Source organism: Plantibacter sp. T3, assembly GCF_902506515.1.
Classification (GTDB): domain Bacteria; phylum Actinomycetota; class Actinomycetes; order Actinomycetales; family Microbacteriaceae; genus Plantibacter; species Plantibacter auratus.
Map to the genome: position 1 here is coordinate 2,567,052 of NZ_LR733286.1, position 17,597 is coordinate 2,584,648.

General features: G+C 69.8%; 16 protein-coding genes. 8 read left to right on the plus strand and 8 right to left on the minus strand.

Annotated elements, in window-relative coordinates:
* Window positions 1–10 precede the first annotated feature (10 nt).
* From GV015_RS12280 to GV015_RS12290, 3 genes are all read right to left on the minus strand, one after another.
* Window positions 11–1,456, minus strand: a complete 1,446-nt coding sequence (locus tag GV015_RS12280; protein ID WP_159878588.1) for a PepSY domain-containing protein — start codon at window positions 1,454–1,456, stop codon at window positions 11–13.
* A complete protein-coding gene (locus GV015_RS12285; RefSeq protein ID WP_236555434.1) occupies window positions 1,453–3,528 on the minus strand; it encodes a cytochrome c oxidase assembly protein in 2,076 nt (691 codons plus the stop codon). Before GV015_RS12285 ends, GV015_RS12280 begins: the two co-directional genes overlap by 4 nt.
* Before the next feature lie 244 nt (window positions 3,529–3,772).
* Complete coding sequence (locus tag GV015_RS12290) at window positions 3,773–4,390, minus strand: hypothetical protein (RefSeq protein ID WP_159878590.1); 618 nt, start codon at window positions 4,388–4,390, stop codon at window positions 3,773–3,775.
* Between the two features lie 185 nt (window positions 4,391–4,575).
* Here GV015_RS12290 and GV015_RS12295 point away from each other — a divergent pair, with 185 nt between their 5' ends.
* The 5 genes from GV015_RS12295 (at window position 4,576) to GV015_RS12315 (ending at window position 10,787) form a co-directional block, all read left to right on the plus strand.
* The gene (locus tag GV015_RS12295; RefSeq protein ID WP_159878592.1) at window positions 4,576–5,505 is read left to right on the plus strand and encodes a WcbI family polysaccharide biosynthesis putative acetyltransferase; all 930 of its coding nucleotides are present in this window, start codon (window positions 4,576–4,578) and stop codon (window positions 5,503–5,505) included.
* Entirely contained in the window at window positions 5,502–6,812 is a 1,311-nt protein-coding gene (locus GV015_RS12300; protein ID WP_236555435.1) for a glycosyltransferase family 2 protein, read from the plus strand. Before GV015_RS12295 ends, GV015_RS12300 begins: the two co-directional genes overlap by 4 nt.
* 134 nt (window positions 6,813–6,946) lie before the next feature.
* A complete protein-coding gene (locus GV015_RS12305; protein WP_159878596.1) occupies window positions 6,947–7,846 on the plus strand; it encodes an SDR family oxidoreductase in 900 nt (299 codons plus the stop codon).
* Window positions 7,843–9,243, plus strand: a complete 1,401-nt coding sequence (locus tag GV015_RS12310; protein WP_159878598.1) for an alpha/beta fold hydrolase — start codon at window positions 7,843–7,845, stop codon at window positions 9,241–9,243. The genes GV015_RS12305 and GV015_RS12310 overlap by 4 nt, the downstream gene beginning before the upstream one ends.
* Window positions 9,240–10,787 carry a GMC family oxidoreductase gene (locus GV015_RS12315; RefSeq protein WP_236555436.1) on the plus strand — a complete coding sequence of 516 codons (1,548 nt, stop codon included), beginning with the start codon at window positions 9,240–9,242 and terminating at the stop codon, window positions 10,785–10,787. Before GV015_RS12310 ends, GV015_RS12315 begins: the two co-directional genes overlap by 4 nt.
* Window positions 10,788–10,827: 40 nt before the next feature.
* On the opposite strand, the gene GV015_RS12320 is transcribed toward GV015_RS12315, so the two are convergent.
* Window positions 10,828–11,262: a hypothetical protein gene (locus tag GV015_RS12320; RefSeq protein WP_159878600.1), complete on the minus strand. Its 435-nt coding sequence runs from the start codon at window positions 11,260–11,262 to the stop codon at window positions 10,828–10,830.
* Window positions 11,263–11,391: 129 nt separating this feature from the next.
* Between GV015_RS12320 and GV015_RS12325 the strand changes: the two genes are divergently transcribed.
* Entirely contained in the window at window positions 11,392–12,144 is a 753-nt protein-coding gene (locus GV015_RS12325) for an alpha/beta fold hydrolase (RefSeq protein ID WP_236555576.1), read from the plus strand.
* Window positions 12,145–12,224: 80 nt separating this feature from the next.
* On the opposite strand, the gene GV015_RS12330 is transcribed toward GV015_RS12325, so the two are convergent.
* Complete coding sequence (locus GV015_RS12330) at window positions 12,225–13,109, minus strand: SDR family NAD(P)-dependent oxidoreductase (protein ID WP_236555437.1); 885 nt, start codon at window positions 13,107–13,109, stop codon at window positions 12,225–12,227.
* Between the two features lie 137 nt (window positions 13,110–13,246).
* Here GV015_RS12330 and GV015_RS12335 point away from each other — a divergent pair, with 137 nt between their 5' ends.
* Together GV015_RS12335 and GV015_RS12340 are read left to right on the plus strand one after the other, a co-directional pair.
* Complete coding sequence (locus tag GV015_RS12335; protein WP_159878607.1) at window positions 13,247–13,789, plus strand: TetR/AcrR family transcriptional regulator; 543 nt, start codon at window positions 13,247–13,249, stop codon at window positions 13,787–13,789.
* A 113-nt stretch (window positions 13,790–13,902) separates the two neighbouring features.
* Window positions 13,903–14,601 (plus strand): hypothetical protein, encoded by a 699-nt coding sequence (locus GV015_RS12340; RefSeq protein WP_137241764.1) that lies wholly within the window; start codon window positions 13,903–13,905, stop codon window positions 14,599–14,601.
* A gap of 66 nt (window positions 14,602–14,667) precedes the next feature.
* Here GV015_RS12340 and GV015_RS12345 read toward each other — a convergent pair whose 3' ends face one another.
* The 3 genes from GV015_RS12345 to GV015_RS12355 all read right to left on the minus strand — a co-directional run bounded on the left by GV015_RS12345 (window position 14,668) and on the right by GV015_RS12355 (window position 17,478).
* Window positions 14,668–15,612, minus strand: a complete 945-nt coding sequence (locus GV015_RS12345; RefSeq protein ID WP_159878609.1) for a GNAT family N-acetyltransferase — start codon at window positions 15,610–15,612, stop codon at window positions 14,668–14,670.
* Between the two features lie 94 nt (window positions 15,613–15,706).
* Window positions 15,707–16,468: an SDR family NAD(P)-dependent oxidoreductase gene (locus tag GV015_RS12350; RefSeq protein WP_159878611.1), complete on the minus strand. Its 762-nt coding sequence runs from the start codon at window positions 16,466–16,468 to the stop codon at window positions 15,707–15,709.
* 104 nt (window positions 16,469–16,572) lie between these two features.
* The gene (locus GV015_RS12355; RefSeq protein ID WP_159878613.1) at window positions 16,573–17,478 is read right to left on the minus strand and encodes a LysR family transcriptional regulator; all 906 of its coding nucleotides are present in this window, start codon (window positions 17,476–17,478) and stop codon (window positions 16,573–16,575) included.
* Window positions 17,479–17,597 lie beyond the last annotated feature (119 nt).

Sequence of the window (17,597 nt, forward strand, 5' to 3'; positions counted from 1 at the left end):
GTCTCAGCGATCAACCGGTCTCGGCAGACCGCAGGCGGGCTCGGAGTCCGAGCAGGACGTCGACCACGACGAAGGCGGCGAGGCTGAGACCGAGGAGCGGCAGGAGCGTGCCGATACCGGCCGCGACGATGAGGACCGCGGCGACGCCCCACCAGGGTGCGCGGCGGAGCGCTCCGCGTGCCGGGGCCCGGCCGACGATCCGTCCGGGCTCGCGGGTCGGTCGTCGCTGCCACCACATGACGTAGCCCCAGACGACCATGGCGATGATCCCGGACGCGAGAGCGAAGAGGAGCAGCTGGTTCGGGAGGCCGAACATGGAGCCCATGTGGGTGTCGACGCCCCATCGGGTGAGCTTCGCGGCGAGAGGGAAGTCCGCGAAGTCGACCCGATCGGTGACCTGCATCGTCCGTCCGTCGATAGCGACCGCGTCGACCTCGGTCGGGAAGCTGCGCTGGATCTCCTGCACCACCCACGCCGTTCCCGCGGTGGCCGGTGGCGTGATCTCGACGAGGCCCGTGTTGACGTTGACCTCCCGGGCGACGGAGAGCACCGCGTCGAATGTCGCCGGGTTCGCCGTCACCGTCTCGGGATCGGATGTGGGAGCCACGGTGCCTCCGTGGCCGGCATGCTCATCGGCCGGTGCGGACTCACCGCCGAGGTCGGTGGTCACGGATGGCGTGGACCAGTCGAAGGCGGCGCGGAGGGTGCCGACGTTGCCGCCGCCGTACTGCGACCAGGTGATGCCGGTTGCGGAGAGGAACAGTGCGCCGACGAGGAGCCAGATGCCGGTGGAGGTGTGCCAGGAGAGGATGCGCCGGTACCCCTTGGCTCGGTTGTTCGGGCGGACGAAGTCCTTCTTGGTGCGAGCTTTGCGGATGCGGGCGATCCAGAGGCCGAGGCCGGCGAGGGCGACGACACCGAGCCAGGAGGCGGCGAGTTCGCTGTAGAGGCGTCCGACCTCGCCGAGGTGCAGGTTGCGGTGGAGCTGGTCGATCCAGGTGCGCAGCGGCAGTGCTCCGCTGGTGCCGTACGCGGTGAGGTCGCCGCGGATCTGGGCGGTGGCCGGGTCGACGAACACGGCGCGGGTCTCGCTCTCGCCGAGCCCGTCACCGGTGTACATGACGCGCGTGGTGTCGCCGGGGTTCGGGGCGGGACGCACGGCGACGATGGTGTCCTGGTCCTTCGTGTACGTGTTTGCGGCTTCGATCTGGTCTGCGAGCGGCAGATACTCGTCGGCCTCCGGCGCATGGAGCTGCTCGGCGTACACAAGTTGCTCGAGTTGCGGGGTCAGGGCGTAGAGCGCGCCGCTGGTCGCCGCGACGAGGATGAACGGTCCGACGAAGATCGCGGCGATGAAGTGGAGGCGGAGCAGCAACTGCGGGAACCAACCTCGGCTGCGGTCCGGTTTCGGGGGAGGTCCATCGGCGTGGAGATGGGCCGGTGCGTGTGTGGTCACGGGTGGTCCTTTCGAGGGGCCTGGTCGTGGTCGTTGATGCGTGCGAGGCGGGCGTTGTAGTCGGTGAGTTCCGCGTCCCCGTCGCGGTCGGCACGGCGGTCGTAGCGTTTCGCGGCACGTTCGTCACTCCGCACCCACTGCGAGACGACGATGAGGGCGACGAGGACGGCCGGGATCTCGCCGACGCTCCACGCGATGCCGCCGCCGACCGCTTGATCGGCGAGGAGCGCTGCGGTGTTCGTGTAGCCGAGGGCGGTCCACCACCCTTCGGCGAGCACGGTGGCGCTGGACATGATCGCGAGTCCGAAGAAGGCGTGGAAGGCGAGGGTCGCGAGCAGCAGGATGATCCGGAACGGGTAGGCCGGGCGGTTCGGACCCGGGTCGATGCCGATGAGGACCCAGAAGAACAGGTATCCGGTGGCGAGGAAGTGCACCGTCATCAGGATGTGACCCTGGTGGGCGAGCATCGCCCATTCGAACCAACCGGTGTAGTAGAACACCACCAGACTCCCGGCGAAGAGCACTCCTGCGACGGCCGGCTTCGACAGCAGCCGCAGGTACCGCGAGTGCACGACGGCGAGGATCCACTCCCGGAGGCCTCGGCCTCCGTCGGTGCGACTCGGCAGGGTTCGCAGTGCAAGGAGGATCGGGCCGCCCAGGACGAGCAGCGGCGGCACGATCATCATGAGCGCCATGTGCTGCAGCATGTGCGTGCTGAAGTGGATCTGCCCGTAGACGGCGAGGCCACCGCTGGTCGCGTACAACAGCGCCGCGCAGCCGGCCAGCCAAGCGATCAGGCGGACCACGGGCCAGGCGTCGCCGCGGCGCCGGAGCGTGCGGAACGCCCACAGGTACCAGGCCGCACCGACCACGGCGAGGCCGGCCCACATCCAGTCGACGTGCCACTGGGTGAACATCCGCAGTGGCGTCACCTCCGGCGGGTAGGCGAACCCGAGGAGCCGACGGCGGACGTCGTCGGCGACCGGCTCCTGCGACACCGGCGGTTGGCTGCGCGACAACGCGACCGAGACGCCCATCGTGACCGCCATGACGACGACCTCGACGACCGCGAGCCGGACGAACGTCGACCGCTTCCCGGGTTCGGCCTGCAGCCGGGGGATGAGCCGGAGCCGATGCCACACGCCGGCCAGTCCGAGCAGCACGAGCGCGACGGTCTTCGCGACCAGGAGCAGCCCATACGGGGTGAGGAGGTCCATCGGGCCCGCGAGGCGCAGCGAGGCGTTCACGACGCCCGAGAAGGCCACCGCACCGAACGCCCAACCGGCGAGTACCGAGTAGCGTGCGACGACCGCGCTGATCTGATCGCCGACCTTCCGACGGAGCAGGATCACGGCCACGAGACCGCCGACCCAGGCGGTGACGCCGATGAGGTGGATCGCGAGCGAGTTGACCGCGTTGCCGTGCTCGTCGGAGCCTGCAGCATGACCCGACAGGGACAGCGGAAGTAGCGCGAAGACGGCGATCGCGTTCGCGGCCGCGATCCACGCCAGACGTCGGGCGAGGAGCACGATGCAGAACACCACCAGCACGCACGCGAGCGAGAACACCAGGGTCTGCCCGAGCTCCAGCTCCGTCGCGTAGAACAGGAAGGTCTTCGCGAACGTCGGTGAGGACACCGGCACGCCGATGGAGTTAGCCGCGGTGAACACCAGCACCGCGATCCCCGCCGCGAGCCAGACTGAGGCCGCCCAGGCCGCCCAGCGGATCGCCTTCGACTGCGAGAACGACACGACACCCGGGAGGATCCGCTGCCCTGGCAGCAGGAAGGTCGCCGCGATGAGCAGGCCGATCGTGACCGACGCGGCCGCATCGTGGACGACCCTCGCGACCGGCAGACCGCGAGTGACGATCGCCCCCGGATCCGACAGCAGCGTGCCGGTCGTGAACGCACCGGTGAACTGCAGCGCGGAGAGCGCCACGACGACCGCCACCGGCACCGCGGCCAGCATGACGGCTTCAGGTGCACGGATCGGCACCAGGACGGGAGACGGGCCTCGCTGACTACTCGGATCGGCTTCGGGAGCGTTCGACGGAATGGGTGTTTCTGCCACGGGAGGTGGCTCCTTCCCCGCGGGCTCGAGTGGACGAACCCTGCGGCACAGCTCACCCGGCGAGCCCACGATCAGGCCCGAAGGGGCGCCGGGCAGGACCGAGCGGCGGAAATGGTGGCACTCCGCCGGTGCGCGGCGCATCGGGACGACCAAGGTTGGAGCGTCGTCGTCGAGGAAGCGTCCTACGCGCACGCAGCGGTGACCATCGACCGAGCGCGCAGCTCAGTGAGGTCATGCCGTGATCTCAGAGGAAGGACAGCGCCGGAGGCCCGCGCAAGGCGGTCGTCTCCGGATACACGCCGAGTGGGCGCCGGATCGGCACGCAATGCTGCGGCAACACCCGCGCGGGCAGCACCGGCGACGCCAGGGCCGCGAGGACCGCGGGCACCAGCCGTGCGAGGACGAACTCCCTGATGGTACCGGCCGTCGACAGCAGTGTCTCGGCTCGATGGAGCGCGGCGATGGTCACGAGGCCGGCGACGAGGTGGGCGAACCACATGCCGGCACCGCCGTGCCCGTCGTGCATCATCGGCATCGACGACGTGTCGAGGATCACCGGTGATCCGTGGGAGAGGTGTCCGCTCGGCGTCGCCATCGAGGTGGTGCCCTGGGCGGTGCCGAGGACGAAGAGCGTGTGGAACAGGACCTGACTCACCGCGACGGAGACGGACAGACGGACGATCGACAGCCGTCTGCCTGCGAGCAGGACGCAGACGACGGTCGAGAGCACGAGTGGCACGACGACACCGAGGACGCCGGGCATCGAGCCGCCGCCGGCGACGTGCGACAGGAGTGCGACGAAGGTCGAGAACGCCGCGGCGACCACACCACGAAGGGTGCGGGTCGAGCGGGCGGACGACATGTGCCCATTCTTGCAGACCGTCACCGCCGTCATGAGGCCGCGCCGTGCCGCCAGGCGAGCAGCGCCACCCCGATCGAGCGCGGTGCAGACCCGCATGCCCGGCGCTGATGGCAGACCGCGGCTTCCCGGCGCAACCCCGATGTGGCTGGAACACGCCACGCACGGCGACGGTATACCGTCGAGGCATGAGCCACACCCTGGAACCGGGTACGACCGCTGCGCCCGCCGGGTCGCCGGTGGAGGCACGCCGCAGGCACTACGCGGAGTTCTACGGACTCGCGCCGTTGCCGACGGACTTCGGGGTGGTGCTCGGCAACTGCCAGGCGGAATCCCTGCGCACCGTCATGGATGCACCGGACCGCAGGTTCGTGCGCGTGCCTGCCGTGCATGAGATGACCCCCGAGGACGCGCGACGGTTGCACGACGTCGTCGGCGCCGCGCACACGGTCGTATCGCAGCCGGTGCGTGACGATTACCACGGTCTGCCGCTCGGCACGCGTCAGGTGGCAGCCTCCACGAGCGGCCGTGTGCTGACGGTGACGCCGGTGCGGTTCGGAGGCTTGCATCCGTTCCAGGCCGCCGTCCGGGTCCCCGGCGTCGAGGAGAACCCGCCGATCGTGGCGTACCACGACGTCCGGACGCTCGCGGCCGCCGCAGGCCTCCCCGTCGCGTCTGCGCTCCAGCCGGACGCCGTGCGCGCGATCGGCCGCGCCTCCGTCGAAGAACTGCGGAGACGCGAGGCCGCGACCGACGTGCCGGTCTCCGACCTCTTCGACTCGGTCACCGCCGACCACGCGCGCACCGTCAACCACCCGGGGAACGCGATCTGGCTGCCGCTCGGCGCCCGGGTCCTCGACGCCCTGGGGGCACTTGGTGGCGTCACCGACCCCGGACGCCCCCTGCTCAACGTGGTGCGCGCGCCCATCGCACCCGAGGTCGTCGACGCCTGGTCGTTGACGGACGAGCCCCGCGACCACTGGATCCTCGAAGGCGTCGAGGTCGACGACGCCGAGGTGCGCGCCGCCCACACCGATTGGTATGCGTCCCACCCCGCATTCGTCGTCGCCGCCGTCGATCGGCTCGCAGCCCTGTTCTCCGTGTGGCGCAACGCGTGACTGGGAGTGCGCAGCCGTGGGTCGTCGGCAACCGATGGGACACGCTCGACGACGTCCATCCTGATCCGTTGCCACGCGTCTCGGTGATCGTCGCGCACTACGACCAGCCCGGTGAGCTACTCCGGACCCTGCACGCCCTCGCCGCGCAGGACTACCCGCGTCACCTCCTGGAGGTGATCGTCGCCGACGACGGATCCCCGGGTGACGTGTCGGTTCCGGACGACGTGATCCTCGTCCGGCAGGAGGACCAGGGGTTCCGGCTTGCCGCCGTCCGCAACCTGGGCGTGCGGGCGAGCAGAGGCGAGGTGTTGTGCTTCCTCGATGCCGACACGGTCCCCGAGCCGGGGTACGTGCGCGCGCTCACGCGGCTGCCCGCCCTGCTGCCCGAGGCGGTCACGGTGGGGCGGCGTCGCCACGCCGATTTCGCCGGGGTCGCCCCGGAGACACCGGTCGTCGAGGCGGCTGCCGGCCGTGAGCTCGCCGAGCCGGCGTGGCTCGCCGAGGAGTACGCGCGCAGTCGGGATCTGCGCGACGCGGACGACCGCTCCTATCGATTCATGATCGGCGCGGCCCTCGCATGCTCGCGGAGCATGTTCGACGAGTTCGGCGGATTCGACGAGTCCTTCACCTCCTACGGTGGGGAGGACTGGGAGTGGGCGCACCGCATGTGGCAGGCGGGAGCGGTCTTCGCCCACGTCCCGGCCGCGGTGGCCTGGCACGACGGCCCCGAATGGGCTGAGCGCGACGGCTCAGGCGTGGACCGCGCGAACGCCCAGACCATGCGGCTCCTCACGTCGATCCCCGTGTCGGGGTCAGCGCCACGAGCGCTCTGGTCGGACAGGGTGGATCTCGTCGTGCGGTTGCGGGGCGCCCACACGGCGGCCGCTCGGTTCGTCGCGGCGGACTCGCTGTTCACCGCCTTCCCGCAGGCTCGGTTCGTCCTCGAGGACGGCGGAGCTGAGGAGCTCGGGGCAGACCCGCGCGTCCTGGGTGAAGTAGCCGGAGTCGACGCCCGAGTGACGTGGGAGCTCGACCGTCCGGTCGTGATCCTCGACCCGACGTGGATCGTCGATCTCGTCGCGCGCCTCGGCACCGGAGACGTGGGCACCGTCGAGCTCGTCGACCCGGACGGCGCGTCGCTCGGCCGCGTGCGATCCCGGCGGGCCGCGCGGCGTGAGGAACGCTGGGGCAGTCCCGATGCCTTCGAGACGCAGCAGCTCGTCGCCGACGGCGTCCACCAGCTCCGGCCAGACCCGCGGGTGGCGGCCTGGGTCGGCGGCTGGGGCGGACCCTCATCGTTCTGTTGACCCGATCGGCGACGACGCGCTCCACGCATGGATCACGCGGCCCGAACGCCGGCCTCCGTCGGACGTCTGCACCACCGGACGCGCTGAGTGCAACCCCACCGGTTGCGGCCTGCGTCTCGTTTAGCGTGGTCGTCATGTCTCCGCGCGACCAGTACGACCTGACCAACCCCGTGACCCAGTACGACCGGGTCGAGCCACCACTGCAGCATCAGCCGGAGCCCGGCGTGCAGGCCAGGATGACCCCCGTTCCCGACCTCGGCGAAGCGAGCTACCGGGGCAGCGGACGCCTGAACGGTCGGAAGGCGCTCATCACGGGTGGCGACTCCGGGATCGGTGCGGCAACAGCGATCGCGTTCGCTCGCGAAGGCGCGGACGTCGTCATCGCTCACCTCCCGGGTGAGCACGAGGACGCCGAGCACGTGCTGTCGCTCATCGCCGACGCAGGGCGCCGAGGCAAGGCGATCGTCGCCGACATCTCGCACGCCGACCAGTGCCGTCGGCTCGTCGCGGAGGCCGCGGACTTCCTCGGAGGCCTGGACGTCCTCGTCAACAACGCGGGCAAGCAGATCGCGGTCGACCGGGTGGAAGATCTCAGCGATGAGCAGTTCGAGGAGACCTTCCGGACGAACGTGTTCGCGAACTTCTGGATCACCAAGGCGGCGCTCGCGCACCTGGGCGAGGGCGCGAGCATCGTGAACACGGCGTCGCTCGAGGCGTACAAGCCGTCACCCGACCGGCTCGACTACGCGGCGACGAAGGCCGCGATCAACAACCTCTCGAAGGGGCTCGCGCTGCAGCTCGCCTCGCGCGGGATCCGCGTGAACGTGGTCGCTCCCGGCCCCGTGTGGACCGCATTGCAGGTCTCCGACGGCGTCTCCGACGAGCAGATGCAGTCCTTCGACGACGAGAACACGTACCAACGTGCCGGACAGCCGGCTGAGCTCGCGCCGGCGTACGTCTACCTCGCCTCGGCGGAGTCCGGCTACGTCTCCGGGGCCACGTTGAACGTCAACGGCGGCATGGTCACCCCGTGACCGCGGCTGCGTGCACGGTCTTCTTCCTCCCCGGGCTGGGCCTCGACGACGCCGCGATCGCACCGGTGGCTCGTGAGCTCGACGCTCGGCTCCGGATAATCGCCGTCGAGCTGCCCGGCCAGGGCGACACGGCCGACGCGCCGGACGGCTCGGTCGAGTCGCAGGTCGACGCTGCTCTCGCCGTGATCGCGGAGCAGGCCGACGGCGGACCCTGGATGCTGTGTGCCCACAGCATGGGCGGCAAGGTCGCCGCCGGGATCGCCGCCCGGGTCCGCGACGGCGACGTCCCCGTCTTCGGCCTCCTCGGTGTCGTGCTCCTCGCGCCGTCACCGCCAACGCCCGAGCCGATGCCGGACGCCAAGCGCCACCAGATGCTCACCTGGGTCGAGGACGGGCCCATCGCCGAGGCGGACGCGCAGACCTTCGTCGACGACAACGTGGGTGCACCCCTGCCGGCCGAGCTGCAGGCCGCCGCAGTGGCGTCCGTGCGGGCCATGTCGCCCGTCGCTTGGCGCCGCTGGCTCGAGCAGGGCAGCGTGGAGGACATCGCGTCCTCCGTCGGCACCCTCGACCTTCCCTGCACCGTGCTCGCCGGAGACCAGGACGATGCGCTCGGAGCCGCAGTGCAGCCGGAGCTGCTCTCGGACGTCTACCCCCGCGCACGATTCGTGTCGCTCGCTGGAGCCGGGCATCTGCTCTCCTCCGAGCGTCCGGTCGAGGTGGCGCGCGCGATCACCGAGCTGTGGGACGAGATCGTCGCGCACAGTGCGATCGTCCCCGCTGAATGGGGGCTCGTCATCGCGTCCCCGCGGACCACGCCGCGGGTGCGGAGTGCGCTGGCACGACGCGCCTTACCGGACGACCCCCGGTATCGGCCCCGTGTGCTGAGCGTGGAACAGCTGGACCTGCTCCGCGCCGTCGCCGATCACCTGGTTCCGCAGCCGGCGGGTGGGCGGATCGACCTCGCCGCGCGGGTCGACGCCGACCTCGCCGCAGGTGGTGGCGACGGATGGCGGCCGGTCGGAGGACTCACGGACGACGAGGCGTACCGCGCCGGGCTGGACGACCTCCGAGTCGCCTGGCCGGATTCGACCGACGGTCAGGAGGCGCTGATCCGCGCCGTGATCGACGGCCAGGGCGTTCCAGGGGGCACCATCGACGGAGACGATCTCGGGCGCTGGTTCGAGGACCTGCGTGTGGACGTCACGCGGGAGTGGCTCATCCACCCCGCGTCGTTGGCCCGCGTCGGCTACGACGGGTTCGCGACCGGCGCTGAGGACGTCGACTTCGCCGGTTACCGCGAGCTCGGTGCCGACACCCGGGACGATTGGGAGCCCTCCGACCTCGGCGCCGCGCCCGCCCCCACACCCGCACAGCAGCAGGAGGACGCAGCGTGAACCTGGACGCGATGAAGACCTATGAGCTCGATGACAGCGTCGATGTCGTGGTGGTCGGTACCGGTGCAGGTGGTGCGCCACTGCTCGCGCGACTCGCTGAGGCGGGGTTGCGCGTCGTCGCGCTCGAGGCCGGGCCGAATCACGACCCCGCGGAGTCCACGCCGGACGAGGTCGACGCGACGACGATCAACTGGATGTCCAGCCGGTTCAGCGGTGGAGACGCTCCGACGGCGTTCGGTCCGAACAACAGCGGGTTCGGCGTCGGCGGTGGCACCGTCCACTGGGGCGCGTTCACGCCCCGTCCGGACGCACGCGACCTGCGTCTGCGCAGCGAGACCGGCCTCGGCCGTGACTGGCCCGTCGATCATGCGGAGTTCACCCGCTACGTCGAGGAGGTCGAGGCGACCATCGGTGTGTCCGGTCCGACGCCGTATCCGTGGGACCCGTCGCGCACCTACCTGTACGCGCCGCCGAAGCGGAACGCCCCGGCGGACCTCATGGCGAAGGGCGCCGAGTCGCTCGGTATCCGTGCGACCGACGCTCCCGCCGCGATCATCACCCGCGACCGCGATCAGCCGCACCACGGCCTGCGACGCGCCACGACGAACGTCGGCTCGATCCACCAGGGCGAGCGCCACGGTGCAAAGGCGACGACCGCCATCACCTACCTGCCTGCTGCGGTCGCGGCGGGAGCGGAGATCCGTCCGGACGCCGTCGTGCACACCATCGAACGGGATGCCCGCGGTCGGGTGACGGGCGTCGTCTATCGCCAGGACGGCGTCGACAAGCGGCAGCGCTGCGAGGTGCTCGTGTTGGCCGGCGGCGGGGTGGAGACTCCTCGGCTCCTGCTGCACAACGACCTCGCGAACGCCAGCGGTCAGGTCGGACGGAACTTCCTCGCCCATGGTGCGGTGCAGGTGTGGGGACGGTTCGACGAGCAGATCCGCGGCTACCGCGGCTACCCCTCGGCGCTCATCACCGAGGACTTCGTCCGCCCTGACGGTGCTGACTTCGCCGGAGGGTATCTGCTCCAGAGCCTCGGCGTCATGCCGTTCAACTATGCGACCACCCTCGTGCGCGGCGGCGGTCTCTGGGGCACTGAGCTTGTCGACGAGCTCGACGCGTCACGGTACAACGCCGGCATCGGGATGAACGCCGAGTGTCTGCCCGCCGACGGCAATCGGCTCGAGCTCTCGTCGGAGGAGGACGAGTGGGGTCTGCCGCGTGCGACCATCTCGTTCTCGCCCGGCGACAACGAGCGGGCCATCGACCGCCACGCCATCCGCACGATGACGGACATCCTCACGGCGGCCGGTGCGCGGAGTACCAGGGTGCTGGCGCGCACGGCACACACGCTCGGCACGTGCCGGATGAGCGACGATCCGAGTGACGGCGTGGTCGACGGAGAGGGTCGATCGCACGACATCGACAACCTGTGGATCTGCGACAACTCCACGTTCCCGAGCGCGCTCTCCGCGAACCCGGGCCTCGCGCAGATGGCGTTGTCGCTCCGCACGGCCGACCGGATGCTCGCGGCCTGGTGACGGCGGCGCCGCCGGCCGTCGAGCAAGGATGGGTCAGGAGTCAGCCGTTCGCCTTCACGACGACGATGGCTGAGCCGCTCGGTCTCACCTCCAGCAGGGTGTAACCGGCAGCCCTCGCATCGGCGGCGCTCGGGAACGACAACCGGGCCTGATAGATCGGATCGGGGAACCCGTAGCGACGCAGCTTCTCGACGCGGACGTCCTCGGCGAGCGGAATGTGCATCGTGGTGCGCACCTGCTCCCGCAGCTCCTGCTGGCAGACCGAATCCACGCCTGCGTAGCCGCAGACGGACACGTCACCTTCGAGGAACGAGCTGTAGCTGCCTTGAAACGACCCCAGTAGCGCGACGACGAGGACGACGAAGCCGGCCATACAGCCGATGGCTACCCCGAGCGTTCCCAGCACCTGACGCACGGTCCGTGGTTTACGAGACCATCCGTCGTCTGATTCCGCGAGAAGATCGTCGATCGTCATGTGCCCACACCCCTGCGTTGCATGACGTAAGGCTAGCGGTGGCCGCTCCCGGCCTGGCTGCGCACGAACGCCTCCTAGGCTGGACTGATGGTCTCGACACGGAAGCAGCTGATCGTCGACGACGGGGTCATGATCTCGTACACCGTGTTCGAGGGTTCCGAGCCGGCGGCGGTCATCCTCCACGGACTCGCCGGAAGCAGTCGGGAGTTCCTTCCAACGGCTCGAGCGCTCGCCGGACGATCGGTCGTCCTCATCGACCAGCGCGGCCACGGGGAGAGTACGAGGCGGCCGACGGACACCTCTCGGGCGGCGTACGTCTCGGATGTCGCACGGGTGATCGAAGCCGAGACATCAGAACCGGTGATCGTCATCGGGCAGTCGATGGGCGCGCACACCGCGATGCTCCTGGCTGCCGACAGGCCAGACCTCGTTCGCGCGCTGGTCATGCTCGAAGGGAACCAGGGGAGCGGCACGGTGGAGGAACACCGAGCCATCGGCGACTTCTTCCGGTCGTGGGACGTCCCGTTCGCAAACCGATCGGAAGCGGCGGCGGAGCTCGGTGACGGGCCGCTCGAACGTGCCTGGGTCGAGGATCTGGAGGAGACAGTCGACGGTTTGGTCCCACGTTTCGACGCGGACGTCATGCAGACGACGATCGAGGCGGTCCGGGAGCCTCGCTGGCGCGAGTGGGAGAGCATCGAGGTGCCCACCCTCATGGTCTACGCAGACGGAGGAATGTTCACCGAGGAACAGAAGTCGGCATTCGTAGGCCGAGGCAGGCGCGTCCGGCGCGTCGATCTCAGCGGCGCATCGCACGATGCGCATCTCGATGCGCATGAGCAGTGGGTCGAGGCGCTCCGTACCTTCATCGATGCCCAATGAGATGACACGCACCGCATCAGGTCGGGCTCATCCCACCGAACGTGCCGGCTCGACGAGGCGGGCACCGGGCTCGCCTCGCGTCAGGCTCCGACGTCGATGGGTACGCCAGCGAGCTCCTCGACCTGCCGCCAGAGGGACGACGCCGCGTCGCCCGCCGGCGTGGCAGTCCTGGCCGGCGGAACGATGGCGACGGGAGCGCCCCGAAGTCGGCCGACCGGCGAGAAGTACTCGCCGCCCCGGACTTCGGGATCCGTGAGCGCCCTGACCGCGGACCAAGCGGCGGTGTCCTTCCCTTGTGCCCAAGGCGTGTAGGGATTCCGCTGATATGGAGTCGTGTCGTCGCGGACGCCAGGTCGCTCCGGAGTCTTCGCGTCGACGCCGACACCGGGCCGGGTAACGACCGATGCGGCGGGCAGTCCGGCCGCTCGGAGCCTGCGGTCAAGCTCGAAGGCGAACACCTCCGTCGCGGTCTTGGCCTTGGTGTAGGCCACGACCCCGATCGCGGGCACCTGGCGGAGGTCGTCAACGCCGACACGCAGCAGTTGGACGAACCCGGTCGAGGTGTGGACGACTCGAGCCACCGTGCCATGATCCACGGCCGTGGCGACCAATGTCGGGAGCAACCTGGCCAGCAGTCGGGCATTGGCGGCCACATGGGTGCCGAGCAGGAGGGGCAATCCATCCGCAGTCAGCTCGCGTCGGTTCATGCTCATCGCACCGCCGTTGAGCAGGACGGCGTCGAGACGGGGAAGCAGGGCGAGTTCGGCAGCTGCCTCGTCGACGGCGGTGAGCGAGCCGAGCTCGAGTGCCACGTGGCGGACCCGGGCCTGCGGGACTCGGCTTCGAATGGAGGTGGCGGCCCGCCGCAGCTTGTCATGCGATCGGGAGGCGAGCACGACGTCCGCGCCAGCGGCAGCGAGCTGCTCTGCGGCGAAGTACCCGATTCCGGCGGTGGAACCGGTCACGACGATGGTTCGTCCGGTCTGGTCTGGCAAGCGGGTGGGGTCCCAGGTCATATTTTCCTCACTTCTTAAGCGGATGATCTATCCGTTTGGACCATAGCACAAGCGGATAGGCCATCCGTTTGGCGTAGAGTGGTCCTATGGCCACTCTCCGTTCCGACGCAGCTCGTAGCCGGGCGAACATCCTCGATGTCGCCCGGACCCACGACCGCGCGACGCTTCGACTCAACGACGTCGCCCGCGAGGCCGGGGTCGGGGTCGGAACCGTCTACCGGCACTTCCCGACGGTCCACGCACTCATCGAAGCGCTGTCAGCCGACGCGCTCGACGCGATGCTCGATACCTCTCGGCGTGCCGCAGCCGAGCCGGATCCGGGCGATGGGCTGGCGCTCTACCTCGGTTCGGCACTCAGGCTGCAGCTCGAGGACGGCGGTCTGCAGACGGTGCTCCTCTCGCCGGAGGACGAGGCCGACTCCGTGCGGAACGTCAAACGCGAGATCTTCGAATCCTTCACGACCGTCCTCGAGGCGGCCCGCGCCGCGGGTGCTGTCCGCGCCGATCTCACGGTCGATCGCCTGTCGCACCTCGTGTGCGGAATCGAGCACGCGGTGCGGCTCGGTACTCCCGAAGACCTGCCCCTCCTCCTGCAGGTGATGCTCGACGGGCTGAAGCCTCGACCGTGATCACCGGCTCAGCTTCGATGGACCCGACTTCGGCGAACTCGGCCGCGCCGTGCGGACGGTTCTGGGCGGCCGTGTCGCCTTCCCCTGGCCCGCGGTCGGCGTAAGGTCGGCTTATGCACCCCGAGCGAACCCGCCAGCCGGCCGGGCGGCGAGCACCATCGAGGCCGCCGGCCGCGTCATCCACGGCGGCAGCCTGGAACGCCTTCCTGCTTCGAGCCGAGGCGAGGGCGTGGATCAGTGCCTCGGAACAAGGACGACGACAGCCCGAAGTCTCCGACGTCGCACTGGAGGTCCTGCTCCGGGAGTACGAGCGACCTGCGCGCTTGCTCCTCGGCCTCGCCGCCGCCGTGACGTTCGTCGTTTCCGCCACCCTGTCCGTGGCGACCGTGACGGTCTTGAATTCGTACTCGGCGGAGGCAGGGGCTGGCAGCCTGGGCATCGTGCTTTTCATCGGACTGGTCTTCGTGTTGCCGAGCGCCATCGTTTTGCTCCTGCTGCAGGTCTCCGGGTACCGAATGACCCGTTCCATCGCGGCGTGGTCCGGTGCGACACCGCAGACCGCCGGCAAGCCGGAGGCCCCCACCAAAGTGGCGGACGCCGTCGATCGTCGGGAGTCGGTGGCGTTGCGCGCCCTCTTCCTGACGGTCTCGGGGGTCGGGATCGCCTGCACGGTCGGTGAAGCCTTCTGGCTGTCCTCCGCCGAAGGCGGGTCGTTCGTGCTGCCACTCGTCGTCGCTGCGGTCCTGCAAGCGATCATCTGGCTCGCGGTCTGCGCCGGGGTCGTCCGCGTGCTGCGGTCGTCGCGGGTCTGACGAGCGCGGCGGTCGACCGTGTCGCGGTGCTCAACTGAGACGGTCGGAACCGAGCCCGGGGCGAACCTACTGCTCGTGCACGATCCGAACGCGCGTGACCGAGAAACCGGCTCGTTCGAACGCGCCGCGCATCGGGGTGTTCGCGGCGTCCGTGGTGCCGACGATCCGGTCCTGCCCCGACCCATGGTGGACGTGGACCATCTCCGCGAGGAGGTCGTGAACGTAACCGTGTCCGCGATGCTCGGGGAGCACGCCCAGGTAACTGATGCTCGCGTCGTACGCCGTCCTCGTCGGGACGATGAATCCCGCGATCGTCCCGTCGAGCAGCTCTGCGACCCGCCAGGCGTCCCGCTCGCCGGGGAGCGAACGGTAGAACGCCAGGTCGTCGTCCGCGAGCGCCTCGAGTCCTTCGCGCGCGACCATGTCCTGCGTGTGCGCATCGAGGGTGCCGGTCGCGACCAGGGCGAACAGCTCGTGGAACGCGTCGTCCGGGGTGGCGACGAAACGAAGGCGCTGCGATCGTGCCGGCATCGGATCGGAGCTGGACCTCGCGAAACTGACCCGCTCGGTCGTGCGCGAGAACCCACCCGCGCGAGCAGCCTCGTGGCGCCAGCGCACCGCCTCCACACTCGCAGCGTCATCCGCCCACGCAGGGGAGACGTCGACGTTGAACTCCAGTGCGGGACCCGCGCCGAAGGCGTCCAGTCCGGCACGGATGAGTGCGGCGCCGACACGTTCGGGCTCCGCGACCTCGACCGTGCTGGTGAGGCAGTCGAGCGTGGCGGGCCGGTTCGCGTCCGCCTTGCCCCACCAGAGTGCTCGTGCCACCGGGCGACCGTCCTGCTCGGCGATCCACGACCATTCCGGCCGATAGTTCCGACTCGCGAGTTCGGCGGTCAGCCGCTCCGGATCGACCCAGGCGACGGGTTCGTCACAGCTCCACGCTTGCAGGAGAGGGACGTCGTCCGGGGTGGCTCGTCGGATGGTGAAGTCGTCACTGGTGTCGGTCATCGGATCCAGCTTGGACAGGGTCGACCCGTTTGTCCAGGTTCTGCCTGAACACCGGAGCGGCATCGCGGGCGGCGGAACGCGCGAGGTGCGCCGCCTAGTCGATGGTGTGGCCGCCGTTGACGGTGATCCGCTGGCCGGTGATGAAGCCGGCCCTGTCCGAGGCGAGGAAGGCGACGGTCTCCGCGATGTCGTCGATGGTGCCCATCCGCCCCATCGGCACCTCGGCCAGGTAGGCGGCGATCTCCTGCGGGGACGCATCGGCGTGTCGCTCGACGGGGATCCACCCGGGAGCGACCAGGTTCACGGTGATCCCGGACGGTCCGAGTTCCCGAGCCCAGGAGCGGGTGAGACCGAGCTGCGCCCCCTTCGCCGCGACGTAGGCGGACATCCCCGGCAGGGCCCGCTCGAACATGTCGGATCCGATCTGGATGACCCGGCCGAACCGGTGCTCGCGCATGTGCGGGACGGCCGCCCGCACCAGCAGTGTCGGGCTCTTGACGAAGAAGTCCAACTGGGCGAGGTGGTCGTCCCAGTCGAGGTCGTCGATCGCCACCGTCGGTTGCGGCCCGGTGGCGTTGGCGACCAGGACCGCGATCGGACCCGCGGTTCCCGTGATGCGTTCGACGAGTGAGGCGACGGCTTCCTCGTCCGTCACGTCCGCGCTGAACGCGTCGGCGGCACCGCCGGCCTGGCGGATGGACTCGACGACCTTCGCAGCCTGGTCCGCCCCGGAGCGGTAGTTCACGGCGACGAAATACCCCTCGGCACCGAGTCGCCGGGCGATCCCCGCGCCGAGGCCTCTGGAAGCTCCGGTCACCAATGCGACCCGTTGTCCTGCGAACGCGAGTGACGTCATACCGTTCCTCTCCTGGTGGCGAGCTGCCGAACGGGTTCCCGGCCTCGCCGAGCCGGTCCTTCCCGAGGATACCCGTCGCGTCCAGGCGGCCTTCGAGCCGCCCCTCACCCGATTTGTGCGGCCGCGTCACGGAGACACGCGATGAACGCGTCGTGGACCGGGCTTTCGTCCGTCCGTTCCTGACGAGCGGCCAGCAGGCGTGTCGTCGGCGACCCGGCGAGCGGCACGACGACGATCGACGGCGGCACCAGCTGCCGCACCGACTCGGGCAGGATCGTCGTGCCCACGCCGGCCGCGACGAACCCGAGGGCGGTCTCCTGATGGACGACCTCCTCGACCACCTGCGTCCGACTCGACGTGCCGAGGACCTCCGCGACCCGGTCCACGAATCCGGGCATGAGCGCCCGCGGGTAGGAGATCATCGGGACGTCCATGAGCTCCTCCGCGGTGACCTCGGGTCGCCCTGCCAACGGGTGACCGACCGTGAGGCACGCAACGAGACGCTCCTCGAAGACGACCTCGGTCGTGAGCGCAGGGGAGCTGTCGGACGGCGTCTGCGGGACCTCGTCACGGACGATCCCGACGTCGAGCGTGCCGTCGCGGAGCCGGTCGAACTGCTCTCCTGAGGTCAACGGCACCAGGCGCAGCGTCACCCCGGGGCGGCTCGCCCGGAACAGCTGCACGACGCCGGGGAGGACCGTGTAGTTGGCCGAACTCACAAACCCCGCGGTGAGTTCCCCGGCGAGACCGTCGACGAAGTCGCGCATCTCACCCCGGACCGTGTCGAGCTCCTCGACGATGTGTCGTGCCCGCGCCTGGAGATGCCGTCCAGCGGGGGTCAGCGCCACCCGCCTCGTCGAACGGTCGAACAGGGCGGTGCCGACCTCCTGCTCGAGTCGTGCGACCTGGACGCTCAGCGGTGGCTGCGACATGTGCAGCCGTCGCGCGGCGCGACCGAAGTGGAGCTCCTCGGCGACGGCGAGGAAGTAGCGCAGCTGGCGGAGCTCCATCCCATCGACGATACGACCCTCGTATTACCGCGCTGTTTCGTCCAGATTGCGAGCGAAACGCTCTCAATCGAGGTTCGAATCGGTATTTGACCAGGAGGATCGCGACCGTGTTCGCTGAG

Coding starts and splice junctions, on each gene's coding strand:
- GV015_RS12290 (WP_159878590.1), bottom strand. CDS start 4,390: ATGTCGTCCGCCCGCTCGACCCGCACCCTTCGTGGTGTGGTCGCCGCG.
- GV015_RS12295 (WP_159878592.1), top strand. CDS start 4,576: ATGAGCCACACCCTGGAACCGGGTACGACCGCTGCGCCCGCCGGGTCG.
- GV015_RS12305 (WP_159878596.1), top strand. CDS start 6,947: ATGTCTCCGCGCGACCAGTACGACCTGACCAACCCCGTGACCCAGTAC.
- GV015_RS12320 (WP_159878600.1), bottom strand. CDS start 11,262: ATGACGATCGACGATCTTCTCGCGGAATCAGACGACGGATGGTCTCGT.
- GV015_RS12325 (WP_236555576.1), top strand. CDS start 11,392: ATGATCTCGTACACCGTGTTCGAGGGTTCCGAGCCGGCGGCGGTCATC.
- GV015_RS12335 (WP_159878607.1), top strand. CDS start 13,247: ATGGCCACTCTCCGTTCCGACGCAGCTCGTAGCCGGGCGAACATCCTC.
- GV015_RS12340 (WP_137241764.1), top strand. CDS start 13,903: ATGCACCCCGAGCGAACCCGCCAGCCGGCCGGGCGGCGAGCACCATCG.
- GV015_RS12345 (WP_159878609.1), bottom strand. CDS start 15,612: ATGACCGACACCAGTGACGACTTCACCATCCGACGAGCCACCCCGGAC.
- GV015_RS12350 (WP_159878611.1), bottom strand. CDS start 16,468: ATGACGTCACTCGCGTTCGCAGGACAACGGGTCGCATTGGTGACCGGA.
- GV015_RS12355 (WP_159878613.1), bottom strand. CDS start 17,478: ATGGAGCTCCGCCAGCTGCGCTACTTCCTCGCCGTCGCCGAGGAGCTC.